Origin of the sequence: Paenibacillus sp. J5C2022 (genome assembly GCF_025567625.1) — a bacterium.
GTDB lineage: Bacteria > Bacillota > Bacilli > Paenibacillales > Paenibacillaceae > Pristimantibacillus.
Map to the genome: position 1 here is coordinate 71,024 of NZ_JAOQJC010000015.1, position 17,223 is coordinate 88,246.

The 17,223-nt window shown below is 52.3% G+C and carries 16 protein-coding genes and 1 riboswitch; of the genes, 10 read left to right on the forward strand and 6 right to left on the reverse strand.

What is annotated here, in order from left to right; genetic code table 11:
• Nucleotides 1–54: 54 nt before the first annotated feature.
• A complete protein-coding gene (locus M6D81_RS14150) occupies nt 55–705 on the reverse strand; it encodes a GntR family transcriptional regulator (protein WP_262677547.1) in 651 nt (216 codons plus the stop codon).
• Nucleotides 706–893: 188 nt separating this feature from the next.
• On the opposite strand from M6D81_RS14150, the gene M6D81_RS14155 reads away from it, so the two are divergent.
• From M6D81_RS14155 to M6D81_RS14165, 3 genes are read left to right on the forward strand one after another with little or no spacing between them, the layout of a single operon-like run.
• Nucleotides 894–2,402: a M81 family metallopeptidase gene (locus M6D81_RS14155; protein WP_262677548.1), complete on the forward strand. Its 1,509-nt coding sequence runs from the start codon at nt 894–896 to the stop codon at nt 2,400–2,402.
• Nucleotides 2,403–4,133, forward strand: coding sequence for a dihydroxy-acid dehydratase (ilvD, locus tag M6D81_RS14160; protein ID WP_262677549.1), 1,731 nt, complete (start codon nt 2,403–2,405; stop codon nt 4,131–4,133).
• A 17-nt stretch (nt 4,134–4,150) separates the two neighbouring features.
• Nucleotides 4,151–4,912: an SDR family NAD(P)-dependent oxidoreductase gene (locus M6D81_RS14165; RefSeq protein WP_262677550.1), complete on the forward strand. Its 762-nt coding sequence runs from the start codon at nt 4,151–4,153 to the stop codon at nt 4,910–4,912.
• A gap of 100 nt (nt 4,913–5,012) precedes the next feature.
• On the opposite strand, the gene M6D81_RS14170 is transcribed toward M6D81_RS14165, so the two are convergent.
• The 5 genes from M6D81_RS14170 to corA form a co-directional block, all read right to left on the reverse strand.
• On the reverse strand, nt 5,013–5,321 hold the full coding sequence (locus tag M6D81_RS14170; RefSeq protein ID WP_317259126.1) for a winged helix-turn-helix transcriptional regulator: 309 nt from the start codon (nt 5,319–5,321) through the stop codon (nt 5,013–5,015).
• A 61-nt stretch (nt 5,322–5,382) separates the two neighbouring features.
• Entirely contained in the window at nt 5,383–5,544 is a 162-nt protein-coding gene (locus M6D81_RS14175) for a hypothetical protein (protein WP_262677552.1), read from the reverse strand.
• 465 nt (nt 5,545–6,009) lie between these two features.
• A complete protein-coding gene (locus M6D81_RS14180; protein WP_262677553.1) occupies nt 6,010–6,819 on the reverse strand; it encodes a histidinol-phosphatase in 810 nt (269 codons plus the stop codon).
• A gap of 18 nt (nt 6,820–6,837) precedes the next feature.
• Nucleotides 6,838–7,740 (reverse strand): LysR family transcriptional regulator, encoded by a 903-nt coding sequence (locus tag M6D81_RS14185; protein WP_262677554.1) that lies wholly within the window; start codon nt 7,738–7,740, stop codon nt 6,838–6,840.
• Between the two features lie 90 nt (nt 7,741–7,830).
• Nucleotides 7,831–8,766: a magnesium/cobalt transporter CorA gene (gene corA / locus M6D81_RS14190; protein ID WP_262677555.1), complete on the reverse strand. Its 936-nt coding sequence runs from the start codon at nt 8,764–8,766 to the stop codon at nt 7,831–7,833.
• A 494-nt stretch (nt 8,767–9,260) separates the two neighbouring features.
• Nucleotides 9,261–9,365: riboswitch (SAM riboswitch) on the forward strand.
• 107 nt (nt 9,366–9,472) lie between these two features.
• On the opposite strand from corA, the gene metA reads away from it, so the two are divergent.
• The 7 genes from metA to M6D81_RS14225 all read left to right on the forward strand — a co-directional run bounded on the left by metA (nt 9,473) and on the right by M6D81_RS14225 (nt 17,144).
• Entirely contained in the window at nt 9,473–10,390 is a 918-nt protein-coding gene (gene metA / locus M6D81_RS14195; RefSeq protein ID WP_262677556.1) for a homoserine O-acetyltransferase MetA, read from the forward strand.
• Between the two features lie 27 nt (nt 10,391–10,417).
• Nucleotides 10,418–11,575 carry a PLP-dependent transferase gene (locus tag M6D81_RS14200; RefSeq protein WP_262677557.1) on the forward strand — a complete coding sequence of 386 codons (1,158 nt, stop codon included), beginning with the start codon at nt 10,418–10,420 and terminating at the stop codon, nt 11,573–11,575.
• 186 nt (nt 11,576–11,761) lie between these two features.
• Nucleotides 11,762–12,898, forward strand: coding sequence for a cyclic dehypoxanthinyl futalosine synthase (gene mqnC / locus M6D81_RS14205; RefSeq protein WP_262677558.1), 1,137 nt, complete (start codon nt 11,762–11,764; stop codon nt 12,896–12,898).
• Between the two features lie 136 nt (nt 12,899–13,034).
• Nucleotides 13,035–13,964, forward strand: a complete 930-nt coding sequence (locus M6D81_RS14210) for a putative sporulation protein YtxC (protein WP_262677559.1) — start codon at nt 13,035–13,037, stop codon at nt 13,962–13,964.
• Nucleotides 13,965–14,347: 383 nt separating this feature from the next.
• Nucleotides 14,348–16,282, forward strand: coding sequence for a threonine--tRNA ligase (thrS, locus tag M6D81_RS14215; protein WP_262677560.1), 1,935 nt, complete (start codon nt 14,348–14,350; stop codon nt 16,280–16,282).
• 64 nt (nt 16,283–16,346) lie between these two features.
• Complete coding sequence (locus M6D81_RS14220) at nt 16,347–16,889, forward strand: 3D domain-containing protein (RefSeq protein WP_262677561.1); 543 nt, start codon at nt 16,347–16,349, stop codon at nt 16,887–16,889.
• Nucleotides 16,890–16,964: 75 nt separating this feature from the next.
• Entirely contained in the window at nt 16,965–17,144 is a 180-nt protein-coding gene (locus M6D81_RS14225) for a hypothetical protein (RefSeq protein ID WP_262677562.1), read from the forward strand.
• The last annotated feature ends 79 nt before the right edge of the window (nt 17,145–17,223 follow it).

Below are 17,223 nucleotides of genomic sequence, written 5' to 3' on the forward strand. Positions count from 1 at the left end.
TGCTTCGTCAGGATAACCTTTTTTTCGCATCCACGATATTTAGCCTTGCCGGAGTCATCCGACAGTGGTCTCGACCAATATATGCTGCTCAAGCTGTTTTTTTATTTTGTCCATGTTACCATCGAGAATCGTGTTCAGCAGCAGCTCATGTCCTTGCAGAACTGGGGTGAAATCGTCGTAGGTCTGTCCCTCCACGATAAAATGCAATCGGATTCGATTGTAGATGGAACTCCATATGCCTAGTATGTTCGGCGTCTCCGACATCGTCAGCAAGTATTCGTGAAAGGCCAGATCGCTATCCGCAAGCCTGTACAGATCGTTGTCTGCGGCCGCTTTCCTCATATCGTCGACCAATTGGACTAGGTTCGCCTTATGGTGCTCATCAAGAGCGGGCAGCGCCTTGCGTATCGCGAACGTCTCCAGCGTCAACCGCATTGGAAGCAGCACTTCCGTTACTTCCTCACGGGAAATCTCTGCTACCATCGTGTCCTTGTACGGCTGTGAGTAGAGCACGCCTTCCTGCTCCAGCATGCGGAGGGCTTCGCGAATCGGGCCTCTGCTTACCCCCATCTGCTTCGCCATTTCCGCTTCGCGTAGGCGGTCGCCAGGCTTCAGCTTGCCCTGGAAGATGGCTTTGCGGATTTCATCTGTAATTTTATGGCGAAGCGATGTTGTTTTTTGTTCTTCGAATCGGAAATCACTCATATCACTTACCTGCTCTCTTTCATAGCTTCATTGTTCGTATCTTTTATAGTACTGAAATGAAAGAAGGAAGTAAACAGTATTATAGACGACATCCCAAATGTAATATGTAAGATTGTAGACAATCATACAATTCGGGTGTATAGTTAAACCGTAAAATGAAATCGATAAGGCGGTGGAGGACATTGCGGGTGTTGGTCGGAGGAATTTCGCAGGAAAGCAATACATTCAGTCCGTCTCCGAGCACAATGGATGATTTCCGAAGTCAATTGTTCGTGCAAGGCGAGGAATTGGAGAAGATGAACGTTGCCAATGAGATTAACGGCTTCTATCAAGCAGCGAGAGAAGAAGGTGTCACATGCATTCCTACTTTGTTCGGTCATGCGGTCTCATCCGGCGTATTCAAGCGGGAAGCGCTTCAAGAGCTGAAGCTGCTTTTGGAAGACCATCTGCGTAAGGCAGGAGATTACGACGGGGTCTTCTTTGCTTTTCATGGGGCGATGGTGGCGGAGGGCTGCGACGATGTAGAAGGAGAATTGCTTGGTGTAATACGAAGCGTCATAGGCAAGGATGTGCCGCTCGTGATTTCACTGGATCTTCATGCCAACGTGACTCGGAGGATGATTCAGCAAGTCAATGGACTTATTGGATTCCGAACGTTTCCCCATATTGATTTTGTCCAGACCGGATCGCGAGCGGCAAAGCTGCTGTTCTCGATCATGCGTCGGGGAGTCGCTCCTGCCGTGGCAATGGTGAAGGTGCCGATGATTGTGCCCGCAGAGAACGGTCAGACGATGCATGGACCGTTCGCCGAATTATGGAGGGAGGCGGTCAAGGGGGAGCAGTCGGGAGATGCGATTGCGACATCGCTGTTCCCGGTTCAGCCTTGGCTGGATATCCAGGAGATGGGCTTCGCATCCGTCGTCGTCGGAGCCGACGAGTGCAGTGCACAGAAGGAAGCGGAGCGGCTGGCCGATCTGGCATGGCAGTTAAGGGAGCAGTTCGATGTACAGCTATATTCTGTGGAGGAGGCTGTGGCGCTTGCATTATCCTGTCCGAGCGGGGCTCCGGTTGTTGTATCCGATTCGGCGGACAGTCCCGGAGCCGGCTCCACAGGAGACAGCAATGCAGTGCTGAAGCGGTTGCTTGACATGGGAATGGAGCATACGCTTACTTGCCTGATGACGATGGTCGATGCTCCAGCAGTTGACAAGGCAATTGCATCGGGAGTCGGAACCGCGATAAAGCTCAGCCTGGGTTACTCGGTGCATACAAGCGGAGGCGAACCGCTATTCGTGGAAGGTACCGTAAGACGAATCGGGGACGGGAAGTTTCGCTTCGGGCAGGGCTATGCCGAGAATACGGTCGGCGATATGGGAAGATGCGTCGTCTTCCAGGTTGGCACGATAACGGTGCTGTTGTCCGAGAAGCCCACCTTTACGGGAGATCCTGCCATGTATCGTTCTATGGGGCTGGAGCCGTTGGTCTACGATATGGTCATGGTGAAGTCGGCGAATCAATTCCGGGCGGAGTATGAGAAGCTGTCCGACCGCATCTATATTCTGGATACGCCCGGCAGCAGCACGGCCAATTTGTTATCGCTGCCATACAACAGAATTGAGAGGCCGATGTATCCGTTCGAACAGACCTTCCATTGGTCAAGCGCGGAGAGCGGCAGCAAGGGAAAGGCGGGGAAGTAGATGGATAGCAGAAGGGAATTGGAAAGCCAGAAGGTACGGAAAATCAGCTTTGAAGGCGATGCGCTGCGGATGTCGATGGACTGGTCGGTCGAAGATCTGGACAAAGTGCAAGTGCTTGTCGAGAGCACGCATGGGGCCAGTCATCCCAGTTCCTATCATCTCGGCGAACTGGTAGGCGAGATTGAGAAAGGCGTATTTCAAATGGGGGGGAAGCCCGCGCTGTATACGACGACCGATATTTGCGATGGGGTTGCGCAAGCACACAACGGCATGCACTATTCCTTGCTGTCCCGGGATATGATTGCGTCGATGGTCGAGATTCACGCAATGGCTACGCCATTCGATGCGATGGTATTGTCATCGGCGGGAGACAAGGCTGTGCCTGCGCATCTTATGGCGATCGCACGGCTTAATATCCCCGCCATTCATGTGCCGGGTGGCGCTATGGGCGCGGGACCCTGCATGCGTTCCAATGAAGAGCTGTGGCATATGAGCGTGGAAGTCGATCAGAATAAAATGACGAAGGAGCAATTTCTGGCATTCCAGCGTTCTTGCTGTCCCACCTGCGGGGCGTGCCAATATATGGGGACGGCGGCTACGATGCAGGTGATGGCGGAAGCGCTTGGGTTGGCGCTGCCTTGGTCGGCGCTTATTCCGGCGACGAATGCCGAGATCAAGCGAGCGGCACGTGCAGCCGGGCAGCAGGTGATGCGTCTTGTCGAGGGAGGAATCACGCCATCTCGCATATTGACGCGCGAGGCATTCGAGAATGCAATCATGATTCATTCCGCCGTCGGCGGATCGTTGAATGCGGTTATGCATCTTATTGCGGTAGCCAGGGAGATCGGGATTGAGCTTGAAGCAGACACGTTCGACCGCATCCATCGCAGCATACCGGTGCTCGTCGATACGAAGACGGCGGGCCAATATCCAACCGAGCTGTTCTGGTATGCGGGAGGTGTTCCATCAGTCATGCTTGAACTGAAGAATGAACTTCACTTGGACCAATTAACCGTGACCGGACACACAATTCGTGATAATCTGGAAGCATTCCGCAACAATGAAATGCCTGGATTCGCAGAGATGTTCCTGGCGAATTACAAGCTGAATCGGCGCAACGTCATCTATCCGTTCAAGAAGCCGTTGAAGAAGGAAGGTTCGCTTGCCGTATTGAAGGGGAACCTGGCTCCGAAGGGGTGTACGATCAAGAAGTCGGCGGTTGTCCAAGAGATGCAAGTACATAGAGGCCCGGCCAAAGTGTTCGATTCGGAGCGTGCGGCGGTGGATGCGCTTCTGGCGAAGGAGATTGTGCCCGGCGATATCATTATTATTCGCTATCAAGGGCCGAAGGCGGTCGGCATGCCGGAGATGTTCTTCATGTCGGAGCTGATCGCATCCGATCCGGAGCTGTCACGCACGACTTCATTGGTGACGGACGGCAGATTCTCCGGGGCTACGAGGGGACCTTGCGTCGGATATTTGGGGCCGGAAGCGCTTGACGGCGGCCCTATCGCCGTGGTGCAGAACAATGATATGATCGTGATCGATATCCCGAACCGTTCAATCGACATCGTGGGTACGGACGGCAAGGAGCAGGCCCCTGATGAAATTGCAGCCATTATCGAACGGCGCCTTGGCAAGTGGGCTCCCCCCAAGCTTGAGCATAAGGGGGCATTATTGCAATATACGCGATCGGCACGTCCCGCATTGGATGGCGGATCTTGCTCATGAACGAGGAGGCAGCAAGCATGAGGTTAGAAGGTAGAACGGTCATTATTACCGGAGCTGCGCGCTCCATTGGTGCGACGATTGCGAAGCGCTTCGCCCAGGAAGGAGCGAGCGTTGTCGTTAACGACATCGCTCACGCCGATCATGGGCATAACCTTGTAGAGGAGATCAGGAGGATGGGAGGCGAGGCGTTCTTCCATCAAGCGGATGTGTCCCTTGAAGATGAAGTGCAGGAGATGGTCGACGAGACGGTTCGCCGCTACGGCAAGATCGATATTTTGGTTAACAATGCGGCGATCGATCCTCGGAAGAAGTGGTATGAAATTTCGTCCGATGAGTGGGACCATATTATGAAGGTCAATGTCAAATCGCAGTTTTTGTGCGCGAAAGCGGTATTTCCGTCCATGAAAGCCAATCAATACGGCAAGATCATCAACGTTTCTTCCATCACCTTTTTTACCGGACAAGCGGATTTCCTTCATTATGTCGCTTCCAAGGGCGCAGTCGTCGGCTTCACCCGTGCGCTGGCGCGGGAAGTTGGAGAACATGGCATCACTGTGAATTGCATTACGCCGGGAGCCGTCTGGACGGAGACAGAGGAGGAGAAGGTGGGGGCTGAGGCGCTGATCGGCATTGAGGATTTTCTGGCAGATCGTCAGACATTCGCGCGGCGAATGAACTGCTCCGATCTGGAGGGGAGCTTTGTATTTCTCGCATCCGCTGATAGCGACTTCCTGACCGGGCAGACGATTAACGTGGACGGCGGCTGGATGATGCATTAATGCGATGAGATAGTCAACAAGAAAGCCTCTAGCTCCTCGATAAAGAGGGTTAGAGGCTTCTGTCCTTCATGACTTAGGCATTTATAGGTTCCGGTAGCCGTTACATCCATTGTTCTCCCCATTTTTGGATGGATTCAATGACAGGCTTGAGGTCTCTTCCTTTATCCGTCAGCTCGTATTCGATCCGCACCGGCATCTCTGGATACACCTGGCGATTGACAATGCCTAATGTCTCCAGCTCCTTCATGCGGTCTGTAAGCATCTTGTCGCTCATCTCCGGAATTTGCTCCTTCATATCCTTGAACCGTTTCGGCCCCCCGAGCAAGACACGTATAATTCTTCCTGTCCATTTCTTCCCTAGCAGATCGGCCGCGGCTTCGTACCTTGGGCACATTGTAGAGTAATCCAATGCTATCACCCCGTTTCTTAATAAACATTGTAACATATTTACGAACAAAAAGTAAGTGCAATCAAAGCCGAATGACGACAAGTCCGGCAATCATGCAGCAGAACGCCAGCCATTGCATGGCTGTCAGCTTCTCCTTGTAGACGATAATGGCTCCGGCGGCCACGACAAGACTGTTCGTCGCGAATGGCCATCCACAGCCACATGTCCGATCACACTCCAGCATTTGTTACACAAATGAAATGTTTCTGTTACGTCCATTTCACATCCAGGGGGTATTATAGTGGCAAGACCCCCTTTTCATATAATATATTGAGGACCTGCAGAGAGCGGGTCCGCTTTTTTTTGTCTGGGCAACTGAAAGTAACCTACCATCGCTCAAAATGGTCACATGGCACCTGAAAATTAGCAAAAAGAGAGTGCTATCGCTCAAAATGATCACATAGCCCAGCTAAAGTGCCACGTCTCATTTGAAAGTAACCTTCTATCGCTCATATTGCTAACATAGCCATCAAAAATGAGTGGAGAATGTGCGCTATCGCTCAAAATGATCGCATAGCCCCACTAATAGCGCCCCTCCTAAGGTTAAGATACCTCAGCGTTTATGCAAGGCAATCAAGATTCCAAAAAAACCTCCCTGGCCACCGGTCAGGCGGAAAGGGAGGTGCTCCTGCTAAAGGGGTGTGCTGTATTAAAGCGGCACAACGACGGGCTTCCGCTGGCGGTAGAACAGCCATTGCCTAAAGCCGATTTCCTTCAGCCGCTTCGCCACGAGCTCCCATTCGTCGCCGACGCGTCCGGGAACGTGCGCATCTGACCCGAAGGTGACGTTAACGCCGAAGTGGAGCGCCCGCTCCAGAATGTCGTCAGACGGATACCAGCCGCCTACATCCTTTGTGCTGCCAGACGTGTTGATCTCGATCGAGACGCCGCACTCGCCGATTGTCCGCAAGCAGTCGTCAATGCTCTCCGCAGCGGGTATATCGGAGAAGGCGGGATAATAGCCTTTCATCGCATCGATATGTCCCAGTATATCGAACATGCCGCTGCGCGCGGATTGCTTGATCAGATCATAATACGTTTCCTTCTCCGCAACATGGTCCGCTTCGTCTAGCTTCTTCCATCGGTTGCGATTGAATATGCTGACGCCCCCGACTTGATGCACCGAACCGATCAAGTAATCGAAGGGGATGTCCCGGTAAACTTCCCGATACACTTCGGCATGATCCGGGAAGAAGTCCGACTCCATGCCCAGCAGCACTTCGATGCGGCCTTCGTATTTCCGCTTGAGTCGCAGTACTTCTTCCACATAATTGCGAAGGTCGCTCGTGGCCATCGCGATTCCGGGGAAAGGCTGATCCTCATCGTGGTAGAAGAACGGACTATGATCGGATATGCCGATGACCTTTAGCCCCGCATCCATCCCTGCCACAATATAATCTTCAATGTTGCCGTCCGCATGGCCGCATCTGATATGATGGGTATGTAAATCGAATTTCATCTTACCATTCCTCCTCATCTACTCGCTGCTTATGAAGTGATGCTCAGGCATTCCTTTCAAATCGCTCAGAAATTGCTGCATGGCCGTATTCAAATAACGGCCCGACTTGTACACGACACCGACGGGATGGGGCGTCTCCAGTTCATTCACCTTAATCATCTTGAGCGTGCCCAGCTTCAATTCATTGGGAATCGAAAGCTTGGATACGATAGCGGCGCCAAGATCAATCTCCACCATACGCTTAATTTCTTCGCTGCTGGACAACTCCATCACGATATTCGGTTGTACATTGTATTTGTTGAAGATGCCGTCCACGAAGCGGCGGCCTAGCGTGTCGGGTGCAAGCATGATCATCGGCACGTCTTTTAATTTGTCGATGGTGGTATGATTCAAATGGCTTAAGGGGTGGTCGGGCGAGACGACAAGCTCGAACGTGTCATAATAAAGGATGGATGAATCGATATTGGGAATTTTCTCTGACAAGTAAGTAATGCCTACATCCAGCGTGCCGCTCTCGACACTGTTCATCACTTGCGTGGATGGCATCGTATAAATCGTTGTTTTTATAAGCGGATACTGGTTTTGGAAGTAGGACAGCACTCGCGGCAATATTTGTACGGCTATGGATGCAGTCGTTCCCAATATAATATGCCCTTGCGGCGTCTGATTTAAATCGGACAGCTTCATCTTCAGCTCTTCCACGATAGAGAGTATCTGCTCTGCATGCTCCAGGAATACTTTACCGTGGTCCGTTAACGTAACGGGCTGATTGCGGTCGATCAGCACCGTCTTGAATTCGTCTTCCAAGCTCTTGATCTGAGCGGATACCGCGGGCTGAGTCAAGTTAAGCAGCTCGCCAGCCTTGCGGAAGCTCATCGTTTTGGAAATGGTGAGCAGTGTTTCAAGTTGGCTCATATTCATAGCCAGTCATTCCCCCTTTCAACAGCCGAAAGCACACTGGCTTTCTCATTATAGCGAATAATTCGATTTCCATCAAAAAAAGGAATGGCGCTACAGCCACTCCTTCTTGCGAAAAATAATTGCCATGCACAAACCGAGCAGCAGCATGATACCAAGTAAAACATATGCGCCATAGCGGAAATGCAGCCCGGGAATGCTGTCAAAGTTCATGCCGTATATGCCGGTAATGAAGGTCAGCGGCATGAATATCGTCGTAATGGCTGTAAAGACACGCATGATTTCATTGGCCCGGCTGGACAGGGAGGACTGGTACGCCTCGCGAAGGTTGCCCATCAGGTCGCGGTACGTATCGAACGATTCCGCGATTTTCAGTGCGTTCTCGTAGACGTCGCTGAAGTATTTCTGCAGCTGGTCGTCGATGAGCTTCAGCTCTTTTTTGTTCAAGGTAGCGATGACCTCGCGCTGCGGACCAAGCACCTTCTTCACCCAAAGAATCTCGCCTCGCAAGCCGATGATTTCGTTCAGGTGGGATTTCTTCGTATGCATAAGAATGTCTTCTTCCAGCGTCTCGATGCGCGTATCGATGCGATCGCCGACCAGGAAGTAATTGTCTACGACCAGATCGACCAGATGATACAGGAACTGATCGGGCCGGCTGACCTCCTGCTCCCACAGAATCGGCTTTAATGTGCGAAGCTCGTTGATTTTTTGTTTCGTGACGGTAATAATATAATGCTTGCCCAGGAAGATGTTCAGAGCCCGCAGGAATATCTCCTCGTCGTCGAACCGAATGCTGTTAATGACGATGAAATAATGATGCTCGTATATTTCGATCTTCGGACGCTGCTCTTCTTCATTCAAGCAATCTTCCACGGCCAGATCGTGCATGCCGAACAGCGGTTGAAGCTCTACGAGATCCTCCACGTCGGCATCAATCCAATAGAAGCCCTCTGCCGGTGCGACAAGGGTCTGTTCAATATGTTCAACCGTGCTGAATACGCCATTGCTTACATGTCTGATTTTCATTCGCAGTATCTCCTCTCGCTTCTTGCAGGAGACTGCCGGCGGGCAAGCCGCATGCCAGATTGCGCTTCATCGCCCTGTTCACTCCGGCATACTGCTTAATCGAAGTGCAGGGTTTCTATAGCGAATGGGCTGCAGCAGAGTCTATGCCGGCAGACTGCCTGGCAGTTGATGTCCCGGACTGTTCGTTCGTCCCCTTCCATTATCGCCATACACCCCTTTTGTCCTCATTTATTTCCTTCATGTCAATCCTTGTCTAGTATACTCCTGTGACCGCTTATCATTCAAGGAGAAAATGGGGCCGATTCCCCTTCATACAACTTATGCAAGCCGACGCTTGACGGCGATTGCAGAATGCATTAAAGTATAAGCTAATTAGTACATGTTCAAAAATCCCGGTTTTCAGCACCGAGAAGATTGGATGAGACTACTTCGTGATCAAAAGTGGGCTTTTTGAACAACCTCTATTTAGAACCGCGACAAAAGAATAGGTAACTTTCTTATCAAGAGCAGGCGGAGGGACTAGCCCTATGAAGCCCGGCAACCGGCATGAAGCACGGTGCTAATTCTTGCGGAAACGAACAGTTTCTGAGAGATGAGAGAGGTCCATTGTTTACGTGTGGCCCCTTCTCTCAGCAGAAAGGGCCTTTTTCGAATTGGTTGGCGGTGGATTGGAAATCAACTTAACGACCAAGAGGAGTGATGGGCGATGCCGATTAAAGTGCCAGACCATTTGCCGGCAAAGGAAATACTAACGAACGAGAATATATTTGTCATGGACGAAAGCGTAGCCTATCATCAGGATATCCGTCCATTGCGCATAGCGATATTGAATTTGATGCCTACGAAGGAAACGACGGAGACGCAATTGCTGCGGCTGATCGGCAATACGCCGCTTCAGGTGGAGGTGGTGCTGCTGCATCCCGCCACGCATACATCCAAGAACACGTCCACGGAGCATCTGGAGTCGTTCTACAAAACCTTCGACGAGATTGCGCATCAATACTTCGACGGGATGATCATTACGGGTGCTCCCGTGGAGCATCTGCCGTTCGAGGAAGTGACGTATTGGGAAGAGCTGAAGACGATTATGGACTGGAGCAAGCGTCATGTGACGTCCACCTTCCACATATGCTGGGCATCGCAAGCGGGCTTGTACCATCACTTCGGCGTGCCGAAGTACGAGCTGGAGGAGAAGATGTTCGGCGTCTTCACCCATACGATCGAGAAGCGCAACGTACCGCTGCTTAGAGGGTTCGACGAGCTGTTCTTCGTTCCGCAGTCGCGTCATACGGAAGTGCGCAGCGAGGATATTGCGGGAATTGACGGGCTGGAGATATTGTCGGAGTCTCCGGAGGCGGGCGTCTACATCGTAGCCTCGAAGGACGGTCGCCAAATATTCGTGACCGGTCATTCCGAATACGATCCGACCTCTCTGAAATACGAATATGACCGGGATATTGCCAAAGGGATGACATGCGCGCTGCCGCGCAATTACTTCCCGGGCGATAATCCGTCGGCGATGCCGCTATCGACGTGGAGAGCGCATGCCAACCTGTTGTATTCCAATTGGCTCAATTATTATGTATACCAGCAAACCCCATATGAGCTGGGCGGCGGTATATAGATGAAGAATAGGAGTGGCGATCAGGCTATGAAAATGGAAAGTCAGTTGGCGCAAATCGGTTCGCAAGCGGACCCCGAGACGGGTGCGGTAAGCTGTCCCGTCTATCAAGCGACCGCATTCCGGCATCCCAAGCTGGGACAGAGCACAGGCTTCGATTATTCCCGCACGAAGAGCCCGACACGTGCGGTGCTGGAGGAAGCAGCGGCTCAGCTAGAGAAGGGGGATGCCGCCTTCGCGTGCAGTTCCGGCATGGCGGCGCTGCAGACAGTATTCGCTTACTTCAGTCAAGGCGATCACCTCATCGTATCTCTAGACCTGTACGGCGGCACTTACCGGCTGCTGGAAAGAATTATGAGCCGATTCGGCGTTAGCGCTGCTTATGTGGATACGAACGATATCGACGGCATGACGGCTGCGTTGCAGGACAATACGCGAGCGTTATTGATCGAGACGCCCACCAATCCCCTTATGATGATAACGGATCTGGAGCGGGTATGCGGCTGGGCCAAGAGCAAGGGACTTCTGACGATCGTGGACAATACGCTGCTGACGCCTTACTTGCAGCGGCCAATCGAGCTGGGGGCGGATATCGTCGTGCACAGCGCAACCAAGTATCTGGGCGGTCATAACGATGTGCTTGCGGGACTCATCGTCACCAAGGGCGAGGAGCTGTCCTCGGAGATGGCCATCCTGCATAATTCCATCGGCGCGGTGCTGGGACCGCAGGATTCCTGGCTGCTTATGCGCGGCATGAAGACGCTTGCGCTCCGCATGGAACGTCATGAATACAATGCGACGAGAATTGCGGAATATTTGCTGGAGCATCCTGCTGTCGAGGATGTCTATTATCCGGCGCTGCCGCATCATCCCGGCCATGAGATTCAGAAGCGGCAAGCATCGGGCAATACCGGCATTTTCTCCTTCCGCTTGAAGGATGCCCGTTACGTAGAGCCGGTGCTGCGCCATATCCGGCTAATCGCATTCGCCGAGAGTCTGGGCGGCGTAGAGTCGTTGATGACTTATCCGGCTGTACAGACGCATGCCGATATACCGGAAGAGATACGCAGAGCAGTAGGTGTCGACGACAGGCTTCTCCGCTTCTCCGTCGGCATTGAACATGTCGACGACCTGATCGGGGATTTGGAGCAGGCGCTGGAAGCGGCAAAGATGGAATTGGGCCAGTAGAAGCTAGCGCTTCAAGATAGGGAGGGCGTGTCTGAATCCTGTTTTCGCTCAGGGCAGGCATGCCTTTCTTTGTATGACGCGCATTATTCGCTTTTTTGACATATTGACCCTTGATCTGGTGGATGACTGCGAAGAAGCTTCTATGTTACGATTGATGAGATAAGCAAATTTAAGGAGGTCTGGCGGATGAGCACGATAGACCCGATATTGGACAAAGCTCTCAGAGGCGAGCGAATCAACCTGGACGAATGCATGGAGCTGCTGGCTTCTGATGCGATAGAGAAGATGGGGCATACTGCCAATCAGCTGATGCTGCGGCGGCACCCGGACCCTGTTACAACATTCGTAGTTGGACGCAACGTCAACTATACGAATATATGCGACGTGTACTGCCGCTTCTGCGCATTCTACCGCTCTCCGAAGTCCGGAGAAGGATATGTGCTGGACGACGATACCATTCTGCAGAAAATTCAGGAGACGGTGGACGTAGGCGGTACGGAAATCTTGATGCAAGGCGGCACGAATCCCGATCTGCCGTTTACTTACTACACGGATTTACTGCGCAAAATTAAAGTCCGCTTCCCGAACATTACGATGCATTCCTTCTCTCCGGCGGAAATTATGAAGATGAAGGAAGTGTCGAACGGACTTTCCCTGGATCAAGTGGTCGCCGAGCTGAAGGCGGCCGGGCTGGATTCGCTTCCCGGCGGCGGAGCGGAGATTCTGGACGATCGTACCAGGCGGAAAATCAGCAGACTGAAGGGCTCATGGATGGAGTGGATGGATGTCATGAAGTCGGCCCACCGCCATGGGATGAATACGACGGCAACGATGGTATACGGACTTGGCGAGAGCATAGAGGAGAGGGCATTGCATCTGCTGCGGGTGCGCGACGCCCAGGATGAATGCATCTCGAGCGGTTACGATTCGAAGGGGTTCCTGGCCTTCATCTCTTGGCCGTTCCAGCCGGACAATACGAACTTGAAGCTGGAGAAGGCTTCACCTGAAGAATACCTGCGCATTGTAGCGGTCAGCCGCATTATGCTGGACAACATTGACAACTTCCAGTCTTCTTGGGTGACAATGGGACCCGAGATGGGCAAGCTGTCTCTCCAGTACGGCTGCAACGACTTCGGCAGCACGATGATCGAGGAGAATGTCGTATCTGCGGCAGGCACGACCCACAAGGTGAATATCGATCTGATCCTGAAGCTGATTCGCGAAGCTGGCAAAATTCCGGCCCAGCGCGATACCAAATACAATATTTTGCGGATGTACAACGAATCCGACAGAGCGGAGAAGGATTTCGTCATGCAAAATTAATAAGTGCGCGTCCCCCTGTGCCATTCATGCTGGCAGGGGGATTTTTCTTGTTCCGCGATGAACATGTACCAATCTTTCCTTCGTATATACGGCCCCTCGAGGCCATATACTGTAACGGAAGGAAAGGGGTGAGCGCGTGGACTTGTTCTCAGTAACGTTGCAGGCAAGTCTTCATGACGGCGTTGACAAGTTGAAACAGCAATTGCTGACAGGATTGATACATGAATTACATATGGCTGACGGGAAAGGGGCTCCTCTGGTAGATATTCACATGAAAAGTCGTGAATCCATCGGTTGCAGCGGCATTCTGCCACAGTTCAGACTGCAGGAGCACGGGCCAGCCATATTTGAAGCGGCAGCCGGCATTATTGCCGAGTTCGTCATTAGTGAATTGGAGCCGCTGCTTCTATCCAGCATTATTCGCAAAAAATACAGCAGCAACCCCACGATTGAATCTTCAGTCATTGAGAAGTATTGCCACGATCTGCTGTTCGGCAGCGAATGGGATGGACTGGGCAAGCGATTCCACGACGCGGATCGCGCCAGAAGAAAGAGCAAGATAGCGGATGAGCTGCATCAGTATTTGCAGATGGACACGGGATTGAACCTGAAGGGCTTTCTAACCTTTCGCATGGCTTCTTACCGGTCGGAGCTTGCGGAAATTGTGGAATACGCCATGGATGAATATGTGCTTGACAAGCAATACCAGGAATTTATTTCGTTGCTGAAGTATTTCGTGCAGCTTCAGGAGACCAAAATTCCGCTGGTGCATTTGCTCCATAAAGGCGGCCATGATTTCGTCATGTACAATGAAAGCTTCAAGCTGATCGATCCCAAGCCGCAAGGAGACCGGATCGTCGCGGAAATGCTGGAGACGGAAATGAATATTGAGGATATGGTCATCAGCTCGCTTATTTCGGCATCGCCGAAGCATATTAATATTCACACTCGGCTGCCTGAGATGGGAGTCATCCGTACCATCGAGACCATATTCGATGGACGGGTAACGGTATGCGTCGGCTGCTCGGCCTGCTCCAGAAGTCTGGACGAGTTGATTCAGCCTTGACGTACGGTGGCTGGCGGGCTATAATGTTGACCATATACGGATGCAACAGCAATGACAAAGACAAGTATCTGCCATAAGCGAATGGTTCAGAGAGAGGAATCGTGGCTGCAAGTTCCTTCCAAGATGCCGGCGGATATACCCCTTATGTAGCTGTATAGTTGAACCCGCCTTTACCGTACTGGCAAGCAGGCGGCAGTAAGCTGTACCGGAACTCTCCGTTATCAGAGCATACGAGAACTATGGAAGCCGGCAATCGGCGTTCCAAGGTTGAAGTAGGGTGGAACCACGAGCGCAAGCACTCGTCCCTTTTACGGGATGCGTGCTTTTTTTGTGTTTCGCAAGCTGATCGTATGGCTTTAATTCAATTATGGGAGGCATTGGCAATGAGTGTGAAAGTGACTTTTCCCGACGGCGCGGTGCGAGAGTATGCCGCCGGGACTACGATTGAAGAAGTGGCAGGCTCCATTAGCCCGGGGCTGCGCAAAAATGCCATCGCAGGCAAATTGAACGGAAAGACTGTGGATGTGTATACGCCAATTCAGGAAGGTGCTGCGATTGAGATCGTCACGCTGGATTCTGCGGACGGGTTGGAAGTGTACCGTCACAGCACGGCTCATATGATGGCGCAGGCGATCAAGCGCATTTTCGGAGAGAACAATGTGAAGCTGGGCATCGGTCCCGTTATCGAAGACGGCTTCTATTACGATATCGATATGGAACAATCGCTTACGCCTGATGATCTGGCCAAGATCGAGAAGGAGATGAACCGGATCGCCGGACAGAATCTGGACATTCGCCGGCGTGAAGTAAGCCGGGAAGAAGCGCTTGCCATCTATGAGGAGATGGGAGATCATCTGAAGCTGGAGCTGATCAACGATTTGCCGGAGGACTCTGTCATTACCATTTACGATCAGGGCGAGTTCTTCGATCTGTGCCGCGGACCGCATCTGCCGTCGACGGGACGGATCAAAGCGTTCAAGCTTCTCAGCATAGCCGGCGCTTATTGGCGCGGCGATTCCAAGAACAAGATGCTGCAGCGCATATACGGCACGGCGTTCCCGAAGAAAGCCCAGCTGGATGAGCATCTGCACTTCCTGGAGGAAGCGAAGAAGCGCGATCACCGCAAGCTGGGGCGCGAGCTGAACATGTTCGCCTTCTCGCGCGAGGTTGGCCAAGGGCTGCCGCTCTGGCTGCCGAACGGTGCGAAGGTGCGCAGAACGATGGAGCGTTATATTGTCGACCTGGAGGAGCGGCTCGGTTACGAGCATGTCTATACGCCGGTGCTGGCCAATGTCGATCTGTACAAAATATCCGGCCACTGGGAGCACTATAGCGAGGACATGTTCCCGAAGATGGTCATGGATAACGAAGAGCTTGTATTGCGTCCCATGAACTGTCCGCACCATATGATGGTATACAAGAGCGGCATGCGCAGCTATCGCGATCTCCCTATTCGCATCGCGGAGCTTGGCACGATGCACCGTTATGAGATGTCAGGCGCTCTGACCGGTCTTCACCGCGTTCGCGCGATGACGCTGAACGATGCGCATATATTCTGCCGCCCGGACCAAATCAAGGAAGAATTCGCGCGTGTCGTGAATCTGATCCGCAAAGTCTACGAAGACTTCGGCATTAAGGAATATCGCTTCCGCTTGTCCTACCGAGACCCGCAGGATACGGAGAAGTACTTCCAGAACGACGAGATGTGGGAGATGTCGCAGCGCATGCTGCGCGAGGTTGTGGAGGAGCTGGAGCTGCCGTTCTTCGAGGCGGAAGGGGAAGCGGCCTTCTACGGACCGAAGCTGGATGTGCAGATCAAGACGGCACTGGGCAAGGAAGAGACGCTGTCTACGGCTCAGCTGGACTTCCTGCTGCCGGAACGCTTCGAGCTGGAGTATGTCGGCGAAGACGGGAAGAAGCATCGTCCGGTCGTCATTCACCGCGGCATTATCAGCACGATGGAGCGGATGACGGCTTACTTGCTGGAGAACTTCGCAGGGGCGCTGCCATTATGGCTGTCGCCGGTACAAGCGAAGGTTATACCGGTATCGACCGCTTATGAGGCTTATGCCCGCGAGGTAGCCGAGACGCTGCAGGAAGCCGGTATTCGCGTCGAGGGCGATCTGCGCAATGAGAAGCTGGGCTATAAGATTCGCGAAGCGCAGCTGGAGAAAGCACCGTATATGCTTGTCGTGGGAGAGAACGAGATGAATTCCGGCTCCGTATCGGTCCGCAAGCGCGGCGAAGGAGACATCGGCTCCAAGCCGCTGGCTGAGTTGATTGCAATGCTGACTAAGGAAATCGGGAATAAGGAATAAACTGTCAGGGATAAAGCTTGCAGCTATGGGTAATCTTCTTCTTTAGAAGGAGGAAGTTACCCAGATGGCTACAAGCTTTTTTGCATATTGGAGAAAATTGCTGGTCATGGTGCTCGCAGCTCTATGTGTTGCGATGAGCCCCTTCACGAAGCTGGAAGCGGCAGCGGCGCCTGCTGAGTTGAAGCATGCCGATACTGGGGTGGAGATGGTGGAAGTGATCGCCACCGGCTATACGGCCGGATACGAATCTACGGGCAAGCGGCCCGGCCATCCCGGCTACGGCATTACGTATTCAGGAGTGAAAGTGCGGCGCGACGGCGTATCGACGATTGCTGCAGATCCCAAGGTGCTGCCGATCGGAACGCTTCTGTACATTCCGGGTTACGGTTACGGCGTTGTGGCAGATACAGGTTCGGCCATTAAAGGAAAACGAATTGATCTCTATTTTGAAACGATAAAGGAAGTTTACGAACAGTGGGGCAAGCGGAAAGTGGAGGTTCAGGTGCTGAGACGAGGGTCGGGCAAGCTGACGCAAGCTTGGCTGAACGAGATCAATCGGGCTGTACAAGCTAGCAAGACGATCCCCCAAGCTTATCTGGAATCTTAACGGTTAAGCGGGCAAATTTACTGAATAAATAAAGGTTCAATTGCCATACTAAAGCTGAACGGGGAGGTGATAGCAATGGCAAAAAACAAAAACAACAAAGCGGCAGCGCAGCAAAATAACCAGTATAACGCTGAATTCGCGGAAGAGTTCAATCAAAACGCCGCTAACAATCAAGCAAACGCGGCAAACGCGGCAAACGCGGCTAACCAAGCGAATGCAATGCAAAAAAATCAAAATCAACAAAATCAACAATAACACAGCTGTCTGAATTGTCCATAATGAAGAGATAATCAAAAAGAGAAACCATCGAGGGCCATCCCTTATGGTTTCTCTT